This window comes from Streptomyces sp. DH-12 (genome assembly GCF_002899455.1).
Lineage (GTDB): Bacteria > Actinomycetota > Actinomycetes > Streptomycetales > Streptomycetaceae > Streptomyces.
In genome coordinates, this window is the sequence record NZ_PPFB01000001.1 from 760,117 (window position 1) to 778,815 (window position 18,699).

General features: G+C 75.9%; 1 protein-coding gene. It reads right to left on the reverse strand.

What is annotated here, in order from left to right:
- Window positions 1-6 precede the first annotated feature (6 nt).
- On the reverse strand, window positions 7-18,660 hold the full coding sequence (locus C1708_RS02530; RefSeq protein ID WP_106411085.1) for a non-ribosomal peptide synthetase: 18,654 nt from the start codon (window positions 18,658-18,660) through the stop codon (window positions 7-9).
- Window positions 18,661-18,699 lie beyond the last annotated feature (39 nt).

An 18,699-nucleotide genomic window follows, 5' to 3' on the forward strand; every position in this document is an offset into this window, starting at 1 on the left:
CGGTCCTCACCGTTCTTCGTGGTCGCTGTCGCCGCGTGCGGCGTCTTCGAGTTCGCTCAGCACCTGTTCCTCCACCAGGTCCGCCAGGGCGGCGACGGTGCGGCCCACCAGGACGTCGCGGGGCGTGAGGTGCACGCCGAAGGTGTCGTTGGCGCGGGAGGCGATGAGCAGGGCCCGCAGGGAGTCGCCGCCCAGGGCGAAGAAGTCGTCCTCGGCGCCCACGGTGGTCTCCAGGGCCTCCTCCCACAGGGCGGCGACGGCCTCCTCGGTGGGTGTGCGGGGCGGTACGTGCGCGGCGTCGGGCTGCCGCGTCTCCGGGGCGGGGGCGGGCAGCGCGGACCGGTCGGTCTTGCCGTTCTCCGTGAGCGGGAAGCGGTCCATCGTCACGAACGCCGAGGGCACCATGGGTCGGGGCAAGGTGCGGGCGGCGAGGGCCCGCAGCTCGGCGCCGGCGGGCGGCTCGGCACCGGGGGCGACGAGCACGTGGGCCACCAGGCGCGGCAGCCCCGGCTCGTCCTCCCGCACGCTCACCACCGCGTCCAGGACCGCCGGGTGGCGCACCAGGGTCGCCTCCACCTCGCCGGCCTCGATGCGGTGACCGCGCAGCTTGAGCTGGTGGTCGGTGCGGCCCAGGTAGTGCAGTTCGCCGCGGGCGTCGCGGCGGACCAGGTCGCCGGTACGGTACATGCGTGCGCCGGGCGGGCCGAACGGGTCGGCGGTGAAGCGGGTCGCCGTCAGGCCGGGGCGGCCCAGGTAACCGCGGGCCAGGGCCGGTCCGGCGAGCCACAGTTCGCCGGGCACGCCGTCGGGGACGGGCCGCAGGCGGGCGTCGAGGACGTAGGCGGCGGTGGCGGGCAGGGCGCGGCCGATGGGCGGTGCCTCGCCGTCCGGTGCGAGCGGGCCGGACCAGGTGGCGACGACGGTGGCCTCGGTGGGCCCGTAGGAGTTGATCATGCGGTGGTGGGGTGACCATCGCGCGACCAGTTCGGCCCGGCAGGCGTCCGCGCCGACGATCAGGGTGTGCAGGTCGGGCAGGGTGCCGGGGGTGTCCGGCGGCAGGGTGGCGAGCGCGGCGGGCGGCAGCAGGGTGTGCGTGATGCGCGCGTCGCGCAGGACGCCGGCGAGTTCGTCGCCGAGCAGCGGGCCCTGTTGCGGTACGACGAGGGTCGCGCCGTGCGGCAGGGACATGCACAGCTCCAGCACGGAGGCGTCGAAGCTGGGCGTGGCGAAGGCCAGGACGCGGTCCCCGGCGCCCACCTGGTAGTGCGCGGCCTCGGCGGCGACGAACGCGGCCAGTCCCCGGTGGGTGACGACGACGCCCTTGGGGGTGCCGGTGGAGCCGGAGGTGTAGATGACGTACGCCGGGTCGTCGAGGTGCAGCGGGCGGACGCGGTCGGCGTCGGCGGGCCGGTGGTCCGGCGTGCCGTCGGGCGGTGCCGTGAGCAGGTCGGCGACCTCCTCGGCGGTCAGGGTGACGGCGGGCCGCGCGTCGCGCAGCATCAGCGCCACCCGCTCGGCCGGGTAGCCGGGGTCCACCGGGAGGAACGCGGCGCCCGCCTTGGCCACGGCGAGCTGGGCGAGGATCATGTCCGCCGAGCGCGGCAGGACCAGCGCGACGATGTCGCCGGGCCCCGCCCCGCGGGTGATGAGCCGGTGTGCCAGCCGGTTGGCGCGGGCCTCCGCCTCGGCGAAGGTGAGCGTCAACCCGTCACCTTCGAGGGCGGGTTCAGCGGGCCGGCGGTCGACGGCCGCCTCGATCAGCGCGGGCAGCGTCGCCGGGGGCGGCGGCGCCTGGTGCGGGCGGGTGGGTCCGTGCAGCAGCCGGTGGCGTTCGGCCGGCGGCAGCACGTCCACCGCCCCCAGCGGCGCCTCGTCGCCGGAGGCGGCCAGCGCGGTCAGGGTGTGCATGAGCCGGGCGGCCAGGGCGTCGGCGGTGGCCTCGTCGAAATACCGCGGGTCGTAGCCGAGTTCCACGGTCAGTTCGTCCCCGGGCGAGATCACCACCGTGAGCGGGTAGTTGGTCGCCTCGCGGGCGTCGAGGCCGTGCACGCGCACGCCGTGCGCGCCGGCGGTGGCGTCGCCGACCGGGTAGTTCTCGAACACCAGCAGGCTGTCGAACAGCGCGGTACCGGCCGGCAGTTCGCTCCACTGGTGGAGGTCCGTCAGCGGCACGTGGTCGAAGCGCCGGTCCTCGGCACGGGCGGCCTGCACCTCCCGCAGCCAGGCGGGACACGGCATGGAGTCGTCCACGGTGACCCGCGCGGGCAGGGTGGTGATGAACAGGCCGGTGATGGTGTCCGCGCCCGGCAGGTCGGCGGGCCGCCCGGAGACCGTCGTGCCGAAGCACACGTCCCGCTCGCCGCCGGAGCGTGCCAGCAGCAGCGCCCAGGCGCCCTGGACCAAGGTGTTGAGGGTGAGCCGGTGACGGCGGGCGAAATCGGTCAGCCGGGCGGTGCCGGCCGCGTCGAGCCGCTGCGTCAGCCAGGTGCCCGACCGGGCGGCGGCGCCCGGGGCGGGCCTGCGGTCGTACGGCAGCGGGGTGGGCGCCGCGTACCCGGCGAGGGCGGCCTTCCAGTGCTCCTCGGCGGCGGCGCTGTCCCGGCCGGCCAGCCAGGCGGCGTAGTCCGCGAAGGGCCGCCGTCCTGGAAGGCGGGGCTCGGTTCCGGCGGCGAGCGCGGCATGTGCCTCCAGGACGTCCGACAGCACGTGGAAGACGCTCCAGCCGTCCAGCAGGACGTGGTGGAAGGTCCACATCACGCGCACCTGATCGGGGCCGAGCCGGATCAGGGTGACCCGCAGCAGCGGGGGGCGGTCCAGGTCGATGCCGCGGGCCCGGTCCTCGTCGAGCAGCCGCCGCAGTGCGTTCTCCTGCCGCTCCGGGTCGAGGTCGCTCCAGTCGAGCCGGGTGACGGGCAGCGGTACCCGGCGGTGCACGGTCTGCAACGGCACCGGGGCTCCGGTCAGGGCGACGGCGGTGCGCAGCACGGGCGTGGCGTCCACGACGCGCTGCCAGGCGTCGGCGAGCAGCGCGGGGTCGCGCACGCCGTCGGCGACGAAGGTGATCTGCTCGACGTACAGGCCCTCGCCGGGCTCGTCCATGCCGTGCACGACCATGCCGGTCTGGGTGGGGGTGAGGGGGTAGACGTCCGTCACGTCGTGGCCGTCGCCGACGAGTCGGTCCACGGCGGCCTGGTCCAGGGCGGCCAGCGGGAAGTCGGACGGGGTGCGGCCGCCCGCGCCGGGCTCGGCACAGTGCGCGACGATCCGGCGCAGCTCCTCCGCTGTCTCCTCGGCGAGACGGGCGACGGTCTCCGGCCGGTGCACCGCCCGGGAGTACGACCAGGTGAACTCGAGGCGCCGGTCGGTGACCCGGCCGAGCACGTCGATGAGGTGGGGTCGCTGCGCCGAGCGGTCCATGCCGCCGGTCAGGCCCTCGTGGGGCGCCCGCAGCAGACCCTCCCCGCCCCCGTTCCGGTCCTGCTGGCCGAGGTAGTTGAAGCCGACCTGCGGCAGGGCGGGCAGCGCGGCTCCCGCCGTCGGGTGCAGGTGGCGCAGCGCGCCGTAGCCCACTCCCCCGCGCGGTACGGCCCGCAGGTTCTCCTTGACGGTCTTGAGCGCGGTGCCGAGGTCGGCGCCGCGGGGCACGTCGAGGCCGACGGGGTACATGGTGGTGAACCAGCCGACGGTGCGGGAGAGGTCGACGCCGTCGAAGAGGTCCTCGCGGCCGTGGCCCTCCAGGGCGACCACCACCCGGTCCTGCTCCGTCCAGCGGGCGAGGACCCGGCCGAGGGCGGTCAGCAGGACGTCGTTGACGCGGGTGCGGTAGGCGTCGGGGACCTCCGTCAGCAGGCGCCGGGTCTCCTCGGCGCCGAGGGCCACCGTCACGGTCTCCTCGTCGGCGGCGGTGTTGCCGCCGGGCCGGTCGGTCGGCAGGTCGGTGGGGTGCAGGGCGCTCCAGTGGGCGACCTCGTCGTCGAAGCCGCCGTCGGCGGTGTACGCGGCCAGGCGCCGGGCCCAGTCGCGGAAGGACGTGGTCTTCGCGCCCAGGTCGGGGGTGCCGCCGGCGCGCAGCGCCCGGTGGGCGGCCTCAAGGTCTTCGAGGATCACCCGCCAGGACACCGCGTCGACGACCAGGTGGTGGGCGGCCAGCAGCAGCACGGGCGGCCGGTCGCCGTCCCGGTGGCACAGGGCGGCCTTCAGCAGCGGCCCGCCCGCCAGGTCGAACGCGGAGCACAACTCGGCGGCCACGTCGGCTGGTTCCTCAGGGGCGCGGTGCACCTCCAGGTGCGGTGCGGCACCGGGCGGGGTGCCCATCTGCCGCCATCGGCCGTCGCCCGAGGGCTCGTAGCGCATGCGCAGCGCGTCGTGCTGCTCCAGCACCGCCGCGAGGGCGGCGCGCAGCAGCGTCTCGTCCGTGTCGGGCGCCGCCTCGAAGGAGACCGCCTGGGTGAAGCGGGCCGGGTCGCCGGTGAGGGTGTCGAACAGCCAGTGCTGCACGGGCGTGAGGGGAACGTCGCCGACGACCGGGCCCTGGTCGGCGGTGGCGGTGGCGGGGCCGGCCGGTGAGGTGTCGACCGCGGCGGCCAACTCGGCGATCGTCTGATGGGCGAACAGGTGACGAGGTGTCAGGGTCAGTCCGGCCCGGCGGGCCGCGGAGACGATCTGGATACCGAGGATGGAGTCCCCGCCGAGCGCGAAGTAGTTTTCCGTGGCGCCCACTTCGGGCACGCCCAGCACCTGCGCCCAGATCGCGGCGAGCGTCTGTTCGGTCGCGGTGCGCGGGGGCCGGGTGTCCTGCGGGGTGACGGCCGCGGACCACACCGGTTCGGGCAGGGCGCGCCGGTCCAGCTTGCCGGTGGCGCCCAGCGGCAGCCGCTCCAGGGGCACCACGGCCGCCGGGATCAGGTGGTCGGGCAGGGTGCGGGCGAGGAACTCCCGCAGCTCGGCCGGCGCGGGGAGGTCGCCGGCCCGGGGCACGGCGTAGCCGACGAGGCGCTTGTGGCCGCCGTGCTCCACGACGCGGGCGGCGGCCGCGGCGACCTGCGGGTGCCGGGCCAGCGCGGCCTCCAGCTCGCCGAGTTCGATGCGGAAGCCGCGCACCTTGACCTGGTCGTCGGTACGGCCCAGGTACAGCAGATCGCCGTCGGCGGTCCAGCGGACCAGGTCGCCGGTGCGGTACATGCGACTGCCGGGCGGGCCGAACGGGTCGGCGAGGAAGCGGCCGGCGGTCAGACCGGGCCGGTTGAGGTAGCCGCGGGCCACCCCGGTCCCGGCGAGGTACAGCTCGCCGGGCGCCCCGACGGGCACGGGCCGCATGCGGGCGTCGAGGACGTACGCGCGGGCGCCGCCGACGGGGCGGCCGATGGGCGGGACGCGGTCGGGGTCGGCCGGGTCGCAGGTGAAGGCGGTGGCGTAGACGGTGGCCTCGGTGGGGCCGTAGATGTTCATCACCCGGCAGCCGGGCACCGCCGCCCGTACCTGCTGGACGGCGCGGGCGGGCAGTGCCTCGCCGGCCAGGACGACGGTGTCGGCGCCGACGTGCACGGTGTCCTCGGCCAGCAGCCGGCCGAGGGCGGACGGCACGGCGCTGAGCAGCCCCGCCCGCCACGGTTCGGACCGTTCGGCGAGGGCCAGCAGGTCGCGGACGACCTCGACCCGGCCGCCCGCCAGCAGCGGCGAGAAGATCTCGAAGACCGACACGTCGAAGTTGAGCGAGGTGGACGCCACCACGTGGGCGAGCCCGCGGCCGGTGAACTCGGCGGCGGCCCAGTCGGTCAGCGCCACCACCGAGGCGTGGGGGACGACGACGCCCTTGGGCCGGCCGGTGGAGCCGGAGGTGTGGATGACGTAGGCCGGGTGGTCCGGCAGCAGCCTGCCGCGCCGCTCGCCGTCGCCGACCGGCGCGGCGGACGCGGCGGCCAGCCGGGCGGCCCCGTCCGGGTCGTCCAGGGCGATCCGCGTGTACGGGCCGTCCGGCAGCCGTGCGGAGGTCTCCGCGCTGGTGATCACCGCGTCGGGGCGTACGTCCTCGAAGAGGAACGCGATGCGCTCCGCCGGGTAGCCGGGGTCGACCGGCAGGTAGGCGGCGCCGCTCTTGAGGACCGCGAGGAGTGCCACGATCAGGTCGGCGGTGCGGGGCAGGGCCAGGGCGACGAACCGCTCCGGCCCGGCGCCGGCCTCGATCAGCAGGCGGGCGAGCCGGTTGGCGCGCTCGTCGAGCTGCCGGTACGTGAGGTGGTCGGCGCCGGAGCTGACGGCGGGTGCGTCGGGGGTGCGGGCGACCTGGTCCGCGAAGGCGTCCGGAAGGGTGCGCCGCGGGAGTCGCGCCCCGGGTCCGGCGAGGCGGTCCAGGAGGCGGCGTCCGTCGGCCGGTTCGAGCGGGGCCAGGTCGGCCAGGCTGCGGTCGGCGTCGGCGGCGAACTGCGTCAGGAGCGTGCGCAGGCTCGCGCCGATCCCCTCGACGGTGGCCGTGTCGAAGGCGGCCGGGTCGTAGTCGAGGCTCACGGTGACGTCGTCGCCGGGGGCGACGACCACGCTGAGCGCGTAGCTGGTCGGCTCGACGTCGCGTTCCTGCTCGACGGCGAGTCCGTGCCGGGCCAGGGCGCCCACGTCGAACGGGTAGTTCTCGAAGACGACGATGCTGTCGAACAGGCCGGTGCCGCCGGGGACTTCGCTCCACGACTGGAGCTGGGCGAGGGACACGAAGTCGTGGCGGCGCGACTCGGCCTGGGCGGCCTGCAGTTCGCGCAGCCACTCCAGCACCGGGCGCCGCCGGTCGACGCGCAGCCGGGTGGGCAGGGTGTTGATGAACAGGCCCACCATCGAGGTCACGCCGGGCAGTTCGGCGGGGCGGCCGGACACGGTCGTGCCGAAGACGACGTCGTCGCCGCCGCCGTAGTGGTGCAGCAGCAGGCCCCAGGCGCCCTGAAGCACCGTGTTGACGGTCAGCCCGGCCCGCTGGGCGGTGTCCCTGAGCCGTGCCGACACCTCCGTGCCGAGGGCGATCCGCACCGTGCCCGACGAGGACGCGCCGTGGGTGTCGGCGGGGCGCCGGTCGCGGGGCAGTTCGGTGGGCACGGCGAACCCGGCGAGGGTGTCGCGCCAGTGCTGTTCCGCCCGGGCGGTGTCCTGAACGGCCAGCCATTCCAGGTAGCGGGCGAAGCGGGCCCGGTCGGGCACCTGCGGGCGGCGGCCGGCGGTCCGGGCCGCGTACCGCTCGCACACCTCGTCGAACACCTGGGCCGCGCTCCAGCCGTCGAGCAGCACGTGGTGGAACGTCCACACCATGCGCACCCGGTCCGGTGCCAGCCGGATCAGTGCGAGCCGCATCAGCGGGGCCGCGCCGAGGTCGATGCCGGCCTCGCGGTCGGCGGCGAGCAGCGCCTCCGTCTCGCGTGCGCACCACTCGGGGGTCCGGCCGGTCCAGTCGTGGTGGGTGACGGGCACGGCGGCCCGCGTCTCCACCACCTGGAGGGGTTCGGCGGTCTCCTGCCACACCAGGCGGGTGCGCAGGATGGCGTTGGCGTCCGCCGTGTCCTGCCAGGCCCCGGCGAGGGCGTGCGGGTCGGTGACGCCGTGCAGGACGACCTGCACCTGGTTGACGTAGGTGCGGCCCTGCGGGTCCATCAGGCTGTGGAACAGCATGCCCGCCTGCATCGGGGTCAGCGGGTACACGTCCTCGACGCCGCGGCCGTCGCCCACGACCCGGTCCACGGCGGCCTGGTCGAGCCGGGCCAGCGGGAAGTCCGACGGCGTGCGGCCGCCGGCCCGCGGGGCGGCGCAGTGCGCGACGATCTCCTCCAGGGACCGCAGCATGCCCTCGGCGAGGGAGGCGACGGTCTCCTCGCGGTGGCGGCCGCCGCTGTAGTGCCAGGTGATCTTCAGCTGGTCGTCCTCGACGCGGGCCACCACGTCCAGCAGGTGCGGCCGGGGCGCGCCGGGGTCCTCCGCGCCGTCCAGGCCGCCGGGCACGGCCCGGACCAGCTCGGCGTCGGCGGCGGACCAGTCGAACCGGCCGAGGTAGTTGAAGCTGATGCCGGGAAGCGGTGCTCCGGCGAGGTGTTCGTCGCCCGCGAGGTGGCGCAGCGCGCCGTAGCCGATGCCCCGGTCGGGCACGGCCCGCAGCTGTTCCTTCACGGCCTTCAGCGCGGTGCCCCAGTCGCCGTCGGGCAGGTCGAGGGCGACCGGGAAGAGGCTGGTGAACCAGCCGACCGTGCGGGACAGGTCGAGGTCGTCGAAGTGCTGGTCCTCGCGCCCGTGGCCCTCCAGTCCCACGGCGACGGTGCTCCGGCCGGTCCAGTCGGCCAGGACGCGGCCCAGGGCGGTCAGCAGGACGTCGTCGACGCGGGTGCGGTACACGCCGGGGACCTTGCGCAGGAGGTCCTCGGTGCGCCGTCGGTCGAGGCGTACGGTCACAGCGCGCAGGTCGGCGACGGTGTTGCCGCCGTCGAGGTCCTCGGGCAGGGGTGCGGCGCAGTGCCGGGAGACGTCGGCCCAGTGGGCGCGCTGCGCGGCGAGGTCCGCCTCGCCGGTGCGTGCGGTGAGCCGCCGCACCCACTCCCGTACGGACGTGGTGCGCCGCGGCAGCCGGACCGGCTCGCCGTTCCCGGCCTGCCGGTAGGCGGTCTCCAGGTCCTCCAGCAGGACGCGCCAGGAGACGCCGTCGACGATCAGGTGATGGGCCGTCAGCAGCAGGCGCGGTGGCCGGCCGCCGCCGGTGAAGAGGCGTGCGGCGATCAGCGGTCCGGTGTCCAGCCGGAAGCCGGTGTGCGCCTCGTGGGTGAGGCGGGCCTCGGCCTGTGCGGCGACGTCGGCGTCCTGGCCGCTCAGGCCGTGCACCCGCAGCAGCTCCGGCACATCGGCGTCCGCGGAGGCGTACTCCTGGCGCCAGGTGCCGTCCGTCGCACGGGTGAAGCGGGCGCGCAGGGCGTCGTGATGGGACCACAGCGCGGCCAGGGCGGCGTGCAGTGCAGCCGGGTCCACGTCCTCACCGGTCTCGACGACCACCGACTGGTTGAAGTACTCCGGGCGCGGCAGCGCGGCGTCGAGGAACCAGCGCTGGATCGGGGTGAGGGGCACCTCGCCCGCGACCGGCCCGGTGCCCGCGACGGTCGCGGCGGCGCCGGTCGAGGCGGCGGCCAGGGCGGCGAGCGTGGGGTGGCGGAACAGGTCCCTCGGGGTCAGCGCGAGCCCGGCGGTGCGGGCCCGGGAGACGACCTGGATGCTGACGATCGAGTCGCCGCCCAGCATGAAGAAGTGGTCGTCCAGGCCGACGTGTTCCACACCCAGCAGCTCGGCCCAGATGCCGGCGAGCACCTGCTCGGCCTCGGTGCGCGGTGCGCGGTGGGCGCTGTCGGTCGCCGCCGACCACTCGGGGGCGGGCAGCCGGCGCCGGTCGACCTTGCCGTTGGTGGTCAGGGGCAGCTCGGCGAGGGGGACGAAAGCGGCCGGGACCATGTAGTCGGGCAGCTCGGCAGCCACGTGGGCGCGCAGCTCGGCCGTCTGCGGCACGGCGGCGCCGAGGGCCGGCACCAGGTGGGCGACCAGGCGTTTGCGGCCCTCGTGCCGGGACACCGACACCACCGCCTCGGCGACCGCGGGGTGGGCGGTGAGCCGGGCCTCGATCTCGGCGGGCTCCACCCGGAAGCCGCGGATCTTGATCTGGTCGTCGACGCGTCCCACGAAGTGCAGATCACCGTCGGCGCCCCAGCGCACGATGTCGCCGGTGCGGTACATCCGCCCGCCGGGCGGTCCGTAAGGGTCGGCCAGGTAGCGGGCCGCGGTGGCGCCGGGACGGCCGATGTAGCCGCGGGCCAGTCCGGCACCCGCGAGGTACAACTCCCCCGGCACGCCGGGCGGCTGCGGTTGGAGGGCGCCGTCCAGGACGTAGGCGCGGGTGTCGTCCAGGGGGCGGCCGATGGGGAGCGCCGCGGGCAGGGTGTCACCGGCGCGGAAGGGCCGGCGGGTGGCGAAGGTGGTGGTCTCGGTGGGGCCGTAGACGTCGACGACGGTGAGGTCGGGGCAGGCGTCCAGCACGCGCCGTACGGCGGCGCCGGGCACGGCCTCACCGCCGGTCCACACCTCGCGGGCGCCGCGCAGGCAGGCGGGGTCCTCCTGGGCGAACAGGCGGAACAGGCCGATCGTCATGAACAGGCTGCTGACGCCCTGTTCAGCGATCGCGTGGCGTACGGCGGCGGCGTCCAGCTCCCCGGGCGGGGCGAGGACGGCCGTGCCGCCGCGCAGCAGGGGCACCCACAGCTCGTAGGTGGAGGCGTCGAAGGCGTGCGGGGAGTGCACGAGGACGCGGTCGTGGCTCGCGAAGGCACGGTCGAGGGCGAGCGCGGCGACGTCCCGCTGCCGTACGGCCACACCCTTGGGGTTGCCGGTGGAGCCGGAGGTGAACATGAGGTACTGGACGTTGTCCGGGTGCACGCGCGGCACGGTGGCGGGATCCGCTGCGGGCCCTCCAGTGTCCAGGTCCGGGCGCAGGACGCGTCCCTCGGGCAGGAGGTCCGCGGCCGTTCCGTGCCACTCGGCGTCCGTGAGGAGCAGGTCGGCGCCGGCCTCGGCGAGCATGGTGCGCAGCCGGTCCGCGGGGGCCCGGCCGTCGAGCGGGACGTACACGCCGCCGAGGCGGGCGAGGGCGAGCTGGGCGACGACGAGGGCGGTCGAGCGGTCCATGAGCACGCCGACGGCGACCTCGGGCCGCACCCCGAGCGCGGCCAGCCGGCCGGCCAGGGCCGTCGCCCGGGCGTCGAGGTCGCGGTAGGTCAGCCGCTCGTCGCCGGCCAGCAGGGCGACGGCGTCCGGGGTGCGTTCCACCTGGGCGGCGAAGAGGTCCGCGGTGGTCGTGACGGGCGCGTCGGTGGCCGTGTCGTTCCAGGTGTGCAGCACCTGCTCGCGGCGGGCGGCCGTCAGCAGGGACAGCCGGGCGGGGGTGGACCGCGGGGTGGTGGCGAAGCTCTCCAGCAGGACGGTGAGGTACTCGGCCATCCGCTCGACGGTGGCGGCGTCGAAGAGGCCGGGGTCGTAGCCGAGGCGCAGGGCGAGCTCCGCGCCGGGGTAGGCGACCAGGCTGAGCGGGTAGTTGGTGGTCTCGATGCCCTCCAGGCCGCTCAGCCGGAGGCCGTGCGCGGCGGCGAGGTCGTCGTCCACCGGGTAGTTCTCGAACACCACGATGCTGTCGAACAGGGCGGCCCGCTCGGGCAGGTCGGTGTACGCAGTCATCCGGTTCAGCGGCACGTGGTCGTGGCGCCGGTCCTCGCTCTGCTCCTGCTGGAGCCGGGCCAGCCAGGTGAGCAGCGGCTCGTCGCGCGGCACCCGCACGCGGGTGGGCAGGGTGGCGATGAACAGGCCGGTGACGGCGTCGGAGCCGGGCAGCTCGGGCGGCCGCCCGGATACGGTGGTGCCGAACACCACCTCGTCGCGGCCTGCCTGACGGCTCATCAGCACGGCCCAGGCGCCCTGGACAAGCGTGTTGAGCGTCAGGCCTGCCGTCCTGGCCACGTCCTCCAGGGACTTGGTGACGGCCTCGGGCAGGGTGACGCGCACCGCCTCCGTGGACTCGGCGCGGTGGCTCTCGCGGGGCTCGCGGTCGAAGGGCAGCGCGGTCGTCTCTGCCAGGCCGTTCAGGCGGGCCCGCCAGTGGCGTTCGCCCTCGGCGCCGTCGGTGTGCTCACGCAGCCAGGCGACGTAGTCACGGAACGGGCGGCGCTCGGGCAGCGTCATCGGTGCGCTGCCGGACAGGCCCGCGTGGCAGGCGAACACGTCGGACAGCACCTGGAACAGGCTCCAGCCGTCCAGGATCAGGTGGTCGAAGGACCACACGACGCGCACCGCGGTGTCGGAGACCCGGGCCAGCACGAGGCGCTGGAGCGGGGCGCGGGTCAGGTCGACGCCCCGGGCGCGGTCGCGTTCGAGCAGGTCGCGCAGCCGCTCGTCCTGTTCGGCCGCGGTCAGGCCGCGCCAGTCGGCGGTCTCCACCGGTACGGCGGCCCGGCGCTGCACCGCGAGCAGCGGCTCGGGCACGTCCTCCCACACCACCCGCGCGCGCAGCACCGGGGTGCGGTCGGTGATCCGCTGCCAGGCGTCGGCCAGCACCGCCGGGTCGGGCACTCCGTCCAGGACGAACGTCAACTGCTGGAAGTACACGCCGCGGTCGGCCTGGGAGAGCCGGTGGAAGAGCATGCCGGCCTGGGTGGGCGTGAGCGGGTGGACGTCCTCCAGGCCCGCCGGGTCCTCCCCCGCGATCCGGTCGACCTGGGTCTGGTCGAGCCGGGCCAGCGGGAAGTCCGAGGGGGTGCGTCCGGCGGCGCCGGGACGGGCCGCGTGCCGGGCGAGACCGGCCAGCGCGTCGGCGTAGCGTTCCGCGAGATCCGCGACGGTCTCCGGGCGGTGCAGCCGGCCGGAGTAGAACCAGGTGAACTCCAGGCTGTCCCCGTCGAGCCGCCCCACCACCTCCAGGGGGTGCGGGCGCGTCGAGGCGGGGTCGGCGTCCAGCTCCAGCGGACGGGCCAGCCCGCGGAACAGGCCCTCCGCGGAGGTCTCGGACAGGCCGAACCGGCCGAGGTAGTTGAAGCTGATCTGCGCGCTGGTCGCCGGGAGCGGTGCGCCGTCGAGGCCCGGCAGGGTCAGGGCGCCGTGGCCGATGCCGTGCCGGGGCACGGCGCGCAGGTGTTCCTTGACCCGCTTGAGCACGCCGTCCCAGTCGTCCTCGGGCGGGACGGCCAGGGCGACCGGGTGGCGGGTGGTGAACCAGCCGACGGTGCGGCTGGTGTCGACGTCGGCGAACAGGTCCTCGCGGCCGTGACCTTCGACGTCGACCAGGACCCGCTCGTGGCCGCTCCAGCCGCACAGCACCCGGCCGAGCGCGGCGAGCAGGACGTCGTTGGCCCGGGTGCGGTACGTCTCGGGGAGGGTTCGCAGCAGCAGGTCGGTGTCCTCGGGGCCGATCCGCACCGTCACCGAGCGCTGGGAGGCGTAGGTGTTGGCGCCGTCCCGGTCCGCAGGCAGGGCGGCCGGGGCGCCCTCGGTCTCCCGGGTCCAGTACGCCTTCTCCGCGGCGAAGCCGCCGGCGGCGGTGTGCGCGGCCAGCCGCTCGGCCCACTGCCGCAGCGGTGAGGACTTGCGGGGCAGCGCTGCCGCGCCGTCGCGGCCGTCACGGCGTGCGTGGTAGGCGTGTTCGAGGTCTTCCAGGAGCAGGCGCCAGGAGACGCCGTCCACGACGAGGTGGTGGACCGACAGGTGCAGGACGGGCGGCCGTCCGTCGCCCCGGTCGTGCAGGACGGCGCGCAGCAGCGGGCCGTGGGCCAGGTCGAACGGGCCGAGGTGCGGGGAGTCGGTGTCCGGGCCGGTGTGGCGGGTGAGGCGGCAGCGCGCGGCCGGGCCGTCGATCAGCCACCGTACGCCCGCCCCGTCGGCAAGGAAGCGGGACCGCAGCGCGTCGTGGTGGGCGACCACGTCGTCCAGTGCGGCTTGGAGCGCGCTCTCGTCGACGTCGGCGGGCAGGTCCAGCGACAGCGTCTGGGCGAAGTGCCCGGCCCGCTCGGCGGCGCTGTCGAACAGCCAGTGCTGGATGGGCGTCAGCGGCGCGGTGCCGGTGGCCTCGACGGGGGCGGCCGGAGCGGCCCCGCGCCGGCTGCCGGCCTCGTCGGCGCGGCGGGCCAGGGCGGCGAGCGTCTGGTGCTGGTACAGGTCCCGCGAGCTGATCGTCAGGCCCGCCTGCCGGGCCCGGGCCACGACCTGGATGCTGAGGATGGAGTCCCCGCCCAGCGCGAAGAAGTTGTCGTCGGCGCCGACCCGCTCCACGTGCAGGACACCGGCCCAGATGGCGGCGAGGGTCCGTTCGGTGGCCGTGCGGGGCGCGACGTGACGGGCGGCGCGTTCGGCGGGCGCCGGGTCGGGGAGCCGGCCGCGGTCCAGCTTGCCGTTGGGGTTGAGCGGCAGGGCGGGCAGCACCACGACGGCCGAGGGCACCATGTACTCGGGCAGGGTGCGCCCGAGGGCACGGCGTACGGCCTCGGGCTCCACGGTGGCACCGGGCGCGGGGACGACGTACCCGGCGAGGCGGCGGTGGCCGTCGGCGTCGCGGACGGTGGCCGCGGCCTCGGCGACGCCCGCGCAGCCGCGCAGGGCCTCCTCGACCTCGCCGAGTTCGATGCGGAAACCGCGCACCTTGACCTGCTGGTCGAGGCGGCCCAGGTACTCCAGCTGGCCGTCGGCGCTCCAGCGCACCAGGTCGCCCGTGCGGTACATGCGCTCCCCGGGAGCGCCGAACGGGTCGGCGACGAAGCGGGCGGCGGTCAGGCCGGGGCGGTGCAGGTACCCGCGCGCGAGTCCGCCGCCGCCGAGGTACAGCTCGCCGGTGACGCCCGGCGGCTGGGGGCGCAGCAGACAGTCCAGGACATAGGCGCGGGTGCGGGCGATGGGACGGCCGATGGGCGGAGCCTGCTCGGGGACGGTGCCGCCGGCGAACCAGGCGGTGGCGTAGACGGTTGCCTCGGTGGGGCCGTAGATGTTCGCCACCTCGGCCGCGGGCATCGCGTCCTTGAGGTCCCGGACGGTGCGGGCGGGCAGGGCCTCCCCGGCAAGGACGACGGTGTCCGCCTCCAGGGCGCCGTCGCCGACGAACACCCGGGACAGCGCGGACGGCACGCCGCTGAGGAGTCCGGCCCGGCCCGGCCGGGAACCGTCGGTGAGATCGGCCAGCGCGGTGAGGTCGGCGATCACCTCGACACTGCCGCCGGCCGTCAGGGGGCACAGCAGCTCGAAGACGGACACGTCGAAGTTGAGGGAGGTGGAGGCGACGACATGGGAGAAGCCGCGCGCTCCGAACGTGTCCCGGGCCCAGGCTGCCAGCGCGGCCACGCTGCGGTGGGTGACGACCACGCCCTTGGGCCGGCCGGTGGAGCCGGAGGTGTAGATGACATAGGCGGGGTGGGACGCGTGGAGGGGCGCCGTGCGGTCGGCGTCGGTGAGGTCGGCATCCGTGAGGTCGGCTTCGGCGCCGGCCGGGTCCGCGAAGCCGGCCGCGGTGCCGGCCGGGGCGTCGGTCGTGGTGCCGGTGACGAAGGGCGCCACGTCCTCCAGCAGCAGCGGCTCGCAGTCCTCGGGCAGCGCGTGCGCGGTCTCCCGGGTGGCGAGGACGAGGGCAGGGGCCGCGTCGGTGAGCATGAAACGGATGCGCTCGGCCGGGTAGGCGGGGTCGACGGGCAGGTAGCCTGCGCCCGACTTCAGGACGGCCCACAGCACCGGCAGCAGGCCGGCGGTGCGCGGCAGGCACAGTGCGACCAGGGACTCCGGTCCCGCGCCGCGCGCCGCGAGCAGGCGGGCGAGCCGGTTGGCGCGCCGGTTCAGGCCGGCGTAGTCCAGCCGGACGTCGCCGCAGGTCACGGCGGTCCGGTCAGGCGTCCTGGTCACCTGCTCCTCGAACAGCGCGGGGAGCGTGGTGTCGGCGGCCGGGTCCGCGGCCGTCGCGGGCGGGTTCCAGGAGTCGAGGAGCACGCGCCGCTCGTCGTCGGACAGCAGCGGGAGGTCGGCCAGCGTCCGCTGCGGGCCGTCCGCCATGCCTTCGAGCAGGTGGTGCAGGTGTCGGGCCATCCGGGCCACGGTCGCCGCGTCGAACAGGTCCGTGTTGTACTCGACCGTCAGCTCGTGCCCGCCGTCGGCGCGCGGCGCGAACTCCAGCACCAGGTCGAAGCGGGCGGCCGGGCGGGGCAGCGGGTGGTCGTCGATGCGCAGTCCGGCGGCGACCGGCGGCCGGGCGGGGGCGGCCTGCTGGACCACCAGCGCCTGCACCAGCGGGGTGCGGCTGGGGTCGCGGGGCGGGGCCAGCTCCTCGACCACCCGGTCGAAGGGCGCGCCGTCGTGGGCGAACGCGTCCAGCACGGTCGCGCGCATGCTCTGCACGAACCGGTCGACCGTGACGGCGTCGTCGACCTCGCCGCGCAGCACGACGGTGTTGGCGAAGAAGCCGGTCACGTCCTCGAGTTCGCGGCGGTCCCGACCGTTGGTGACGGTGCCGAAGGCGATGTCCCGCTGTCCCGAGTGGCGGGCGAACAGCACGGCCGCCGCCGCGGCGAACACCGTGAAGACGGTGGTGTCGCGGCCCGCGGCCAGCTGCCGCAGCCGGTCCACCAGGTGGCGCGGCACGTCCTGGCGGTGGGCGGCGCCCGCGGTGGTGCGCACCCCGGGGCGCGGCCGGTCGGTGGGCAGCTCGAGCTGCTGGAGGCCGGCGAGGTGGCGTCTCCAGTAGGCGAGGTCGTCGGCGTGGGCGTCGGCCGTGTGCCGGCCGCGCTCCCACAGCGCGAAATCCGGGTACTGCACCGCCTGTTCGGGCAGCCCGTCGGGTTCGCCGGCGGCCTCCGCGCGGTAGAGGGCGGCCAGGTCCCGGGTCAGGACGCCTACCGACCAGCCGTCGGTGACGATGTGGTGCTGGGCCAGCAGCAGCACGTGGTCCTCGGGTGCCCGGCGGACGAGCAGCGCCCGTGTCAGGGGCCCGGTCGTCAGGTCGTGGGGGCGGCGCAGTTCCTCGGTCAGCAGGCGCTCGACGGCGCTGTCCCGCCGGTCGGCGGGCACGTGCCCGACATCGGCGGTGCGCAGCGGCAGGTCCGGCTCGGAGGCGACGAGTTGGACGCCCTGCCCGTCGACCGTGGCGAAGGTGGTGCGCAGGGAGTCGTGGCGGGCGGCGAGCCGGTGCAGGGCGCGTTCCAGGGCAGGCGTGTCGAGGGGGCCGCGCAGGCGCAGCGCGACGCCGGTGTTGTATTCGGTGCCGCCGTCGGTGAGGTCGTCGAGGAACCACAGGCGCCGCTGGGCGCTGGAGAGCGGGACGGGTTCCGAGCGCGGGGCGGCGGGGATCGGCTCCGGCGGGGCGGCGCACGGTTCGGCGGTCAGCGGGGCGAGCGCGGAGACGGTCCGCGCGGTGAACACGTCGCGCAGGGTGAGCCGGGCGCCGGATGCCTCCCGGATGCGGGTCAGCACGCGGGCCGCGAGGATCGAGTCGCCGCCGAGGTCGAAGAAGTCGTCGTCGATGCCGACGGTGTCCACGCCGAGGACGTCGGCCCAGATCGCGGCCAGGGTCCGTTCGCCGTCGGTGCGCGGTGCGACGTGCCGCTCGGTCGGCGCCGCACCGGGGGCGGGCAGTGCCCTGAGGTCGGTCTTGTTCTGCGGGGTGAGCGGCAGCGCGTCCAGCACGACGATCGCGGAGGGCACCATGTGCGCGGGCAGCGCGGCGGCGAGGGCGGCGCGCAGCCGGGCCGGCTCGGGTCTGCGGGCGGGGGCGGCGGGGGTGACGTAGCCGATGAGCCGGCCGCGGCCCGGCTCCTGGTCACGGACCACGACGACGGCCTCGCGGACCTGCGGGTCCCGGGTCAGGGCGGCCTCGATCTCGCCGGGTTCGATGCGGAAGCCTCGCACCTTGACCTGCCGGTCGGCGCGGCCGAGGAACTCCAGCTCGCCGTCGCCGCGCCGGCGTACCCGGTCGCCGGTGCGGTAGAGACGGGCGCCGGCCGGCCCGAAGGGGTGGGCGACGAACCGTGTCGCGGTCAGTCCGGGGCGGTTGAGGTAACCGCGGGCCAGACCGTCGCCGCCCACGTACAGCTCGCCCTCGCCGCCGGGCGGCACCGGGCGCAGTGCCGCGTCCAGGACGTGTGCCTCGGTGCCGGGCAGCGGGCCGCCGATGGTGGGCGTCCCGGTGCCCGCGGTCAGGGGTCCGGTCCAGGTGGCGACGATGGTGGCCTCGGTCGGCCCGTAGGAGTTGATCATGCGGCGGCCGGGGGCCCACCGGTCGACGAGGGCGGCCGGGCACGCCTCGGCGCCGACGATCAGGGTGCGCAGCGACGGCAGACCGCCGAGGTCCGCCGGGTCGGGCAGGGTGGCGAGGGCCGCCGGCGGTATGAGGGTGTGAGTGATGCGGTGTTCGGCCAGGACGGCGGCCAGTTCGTCGCCCAGCCAGGGCCCGTGCGGCGGGACGACCAGCGTGGCGCCGGACAGCACGGAGATGAACAGCTCCAGCACGGAGGCGTCGAAACTGGGCGAGGAGAACTGCAGCACGCGGTCGCCGGGGCCGACGGCGTAGCGTTCGGCGGCCGCCGCGGCGAAACCGGCGATGCCCCGGTGGGTGACGGTGACGCCCTTGGGGGTGCCGGTGGAGCCGGAGGTGAAGATGACGTACGCGGCATGGTCGGGCAGTACCGGGGGCGCGGGCGCGGTCGCCTCGCGGTCCTCGTCGTCCAGCAGTGCGCGGACCCGGTCGTGGTCGTCCAGGACGACGGCCGGTGCGGCGTCGGCGAGCATCAGTTCCCGCCGTTCGGCGGGGTAGTCGGGATCGACGGGCAGGAAGGCGGCGCCGGTCAGGGCCACGGCCAGCTCGGCGGCGATCAGTTCCATCGAGCGCGGCAGGACCAGTGCCACCGTCCGCTCCGGTCCGGCGCCGTTCGCGGCGAGGTGGGCGCCGAGCAGGCGGGCCCGCCGGGCGAGTTCGCCGTACGACCAGGTGCGGCGGCCGTCGGTCACCGCGGGGGCGTGCGGGTCGCGCGTCACCCAGCCGGTGAACACCTCACGGAGCGGGACGTGCCGTGTGGCGTGGTCGGCACGGGCCGGCGGGACGGGACCGGCCGCTGGGGAAGCGGGCGTGGCGGGGCGCGGGGCGTGCAGGTCCGTCATCGGGGAGCAGTCCTTCGGGCGGTGGCGGGGCGCGGACCC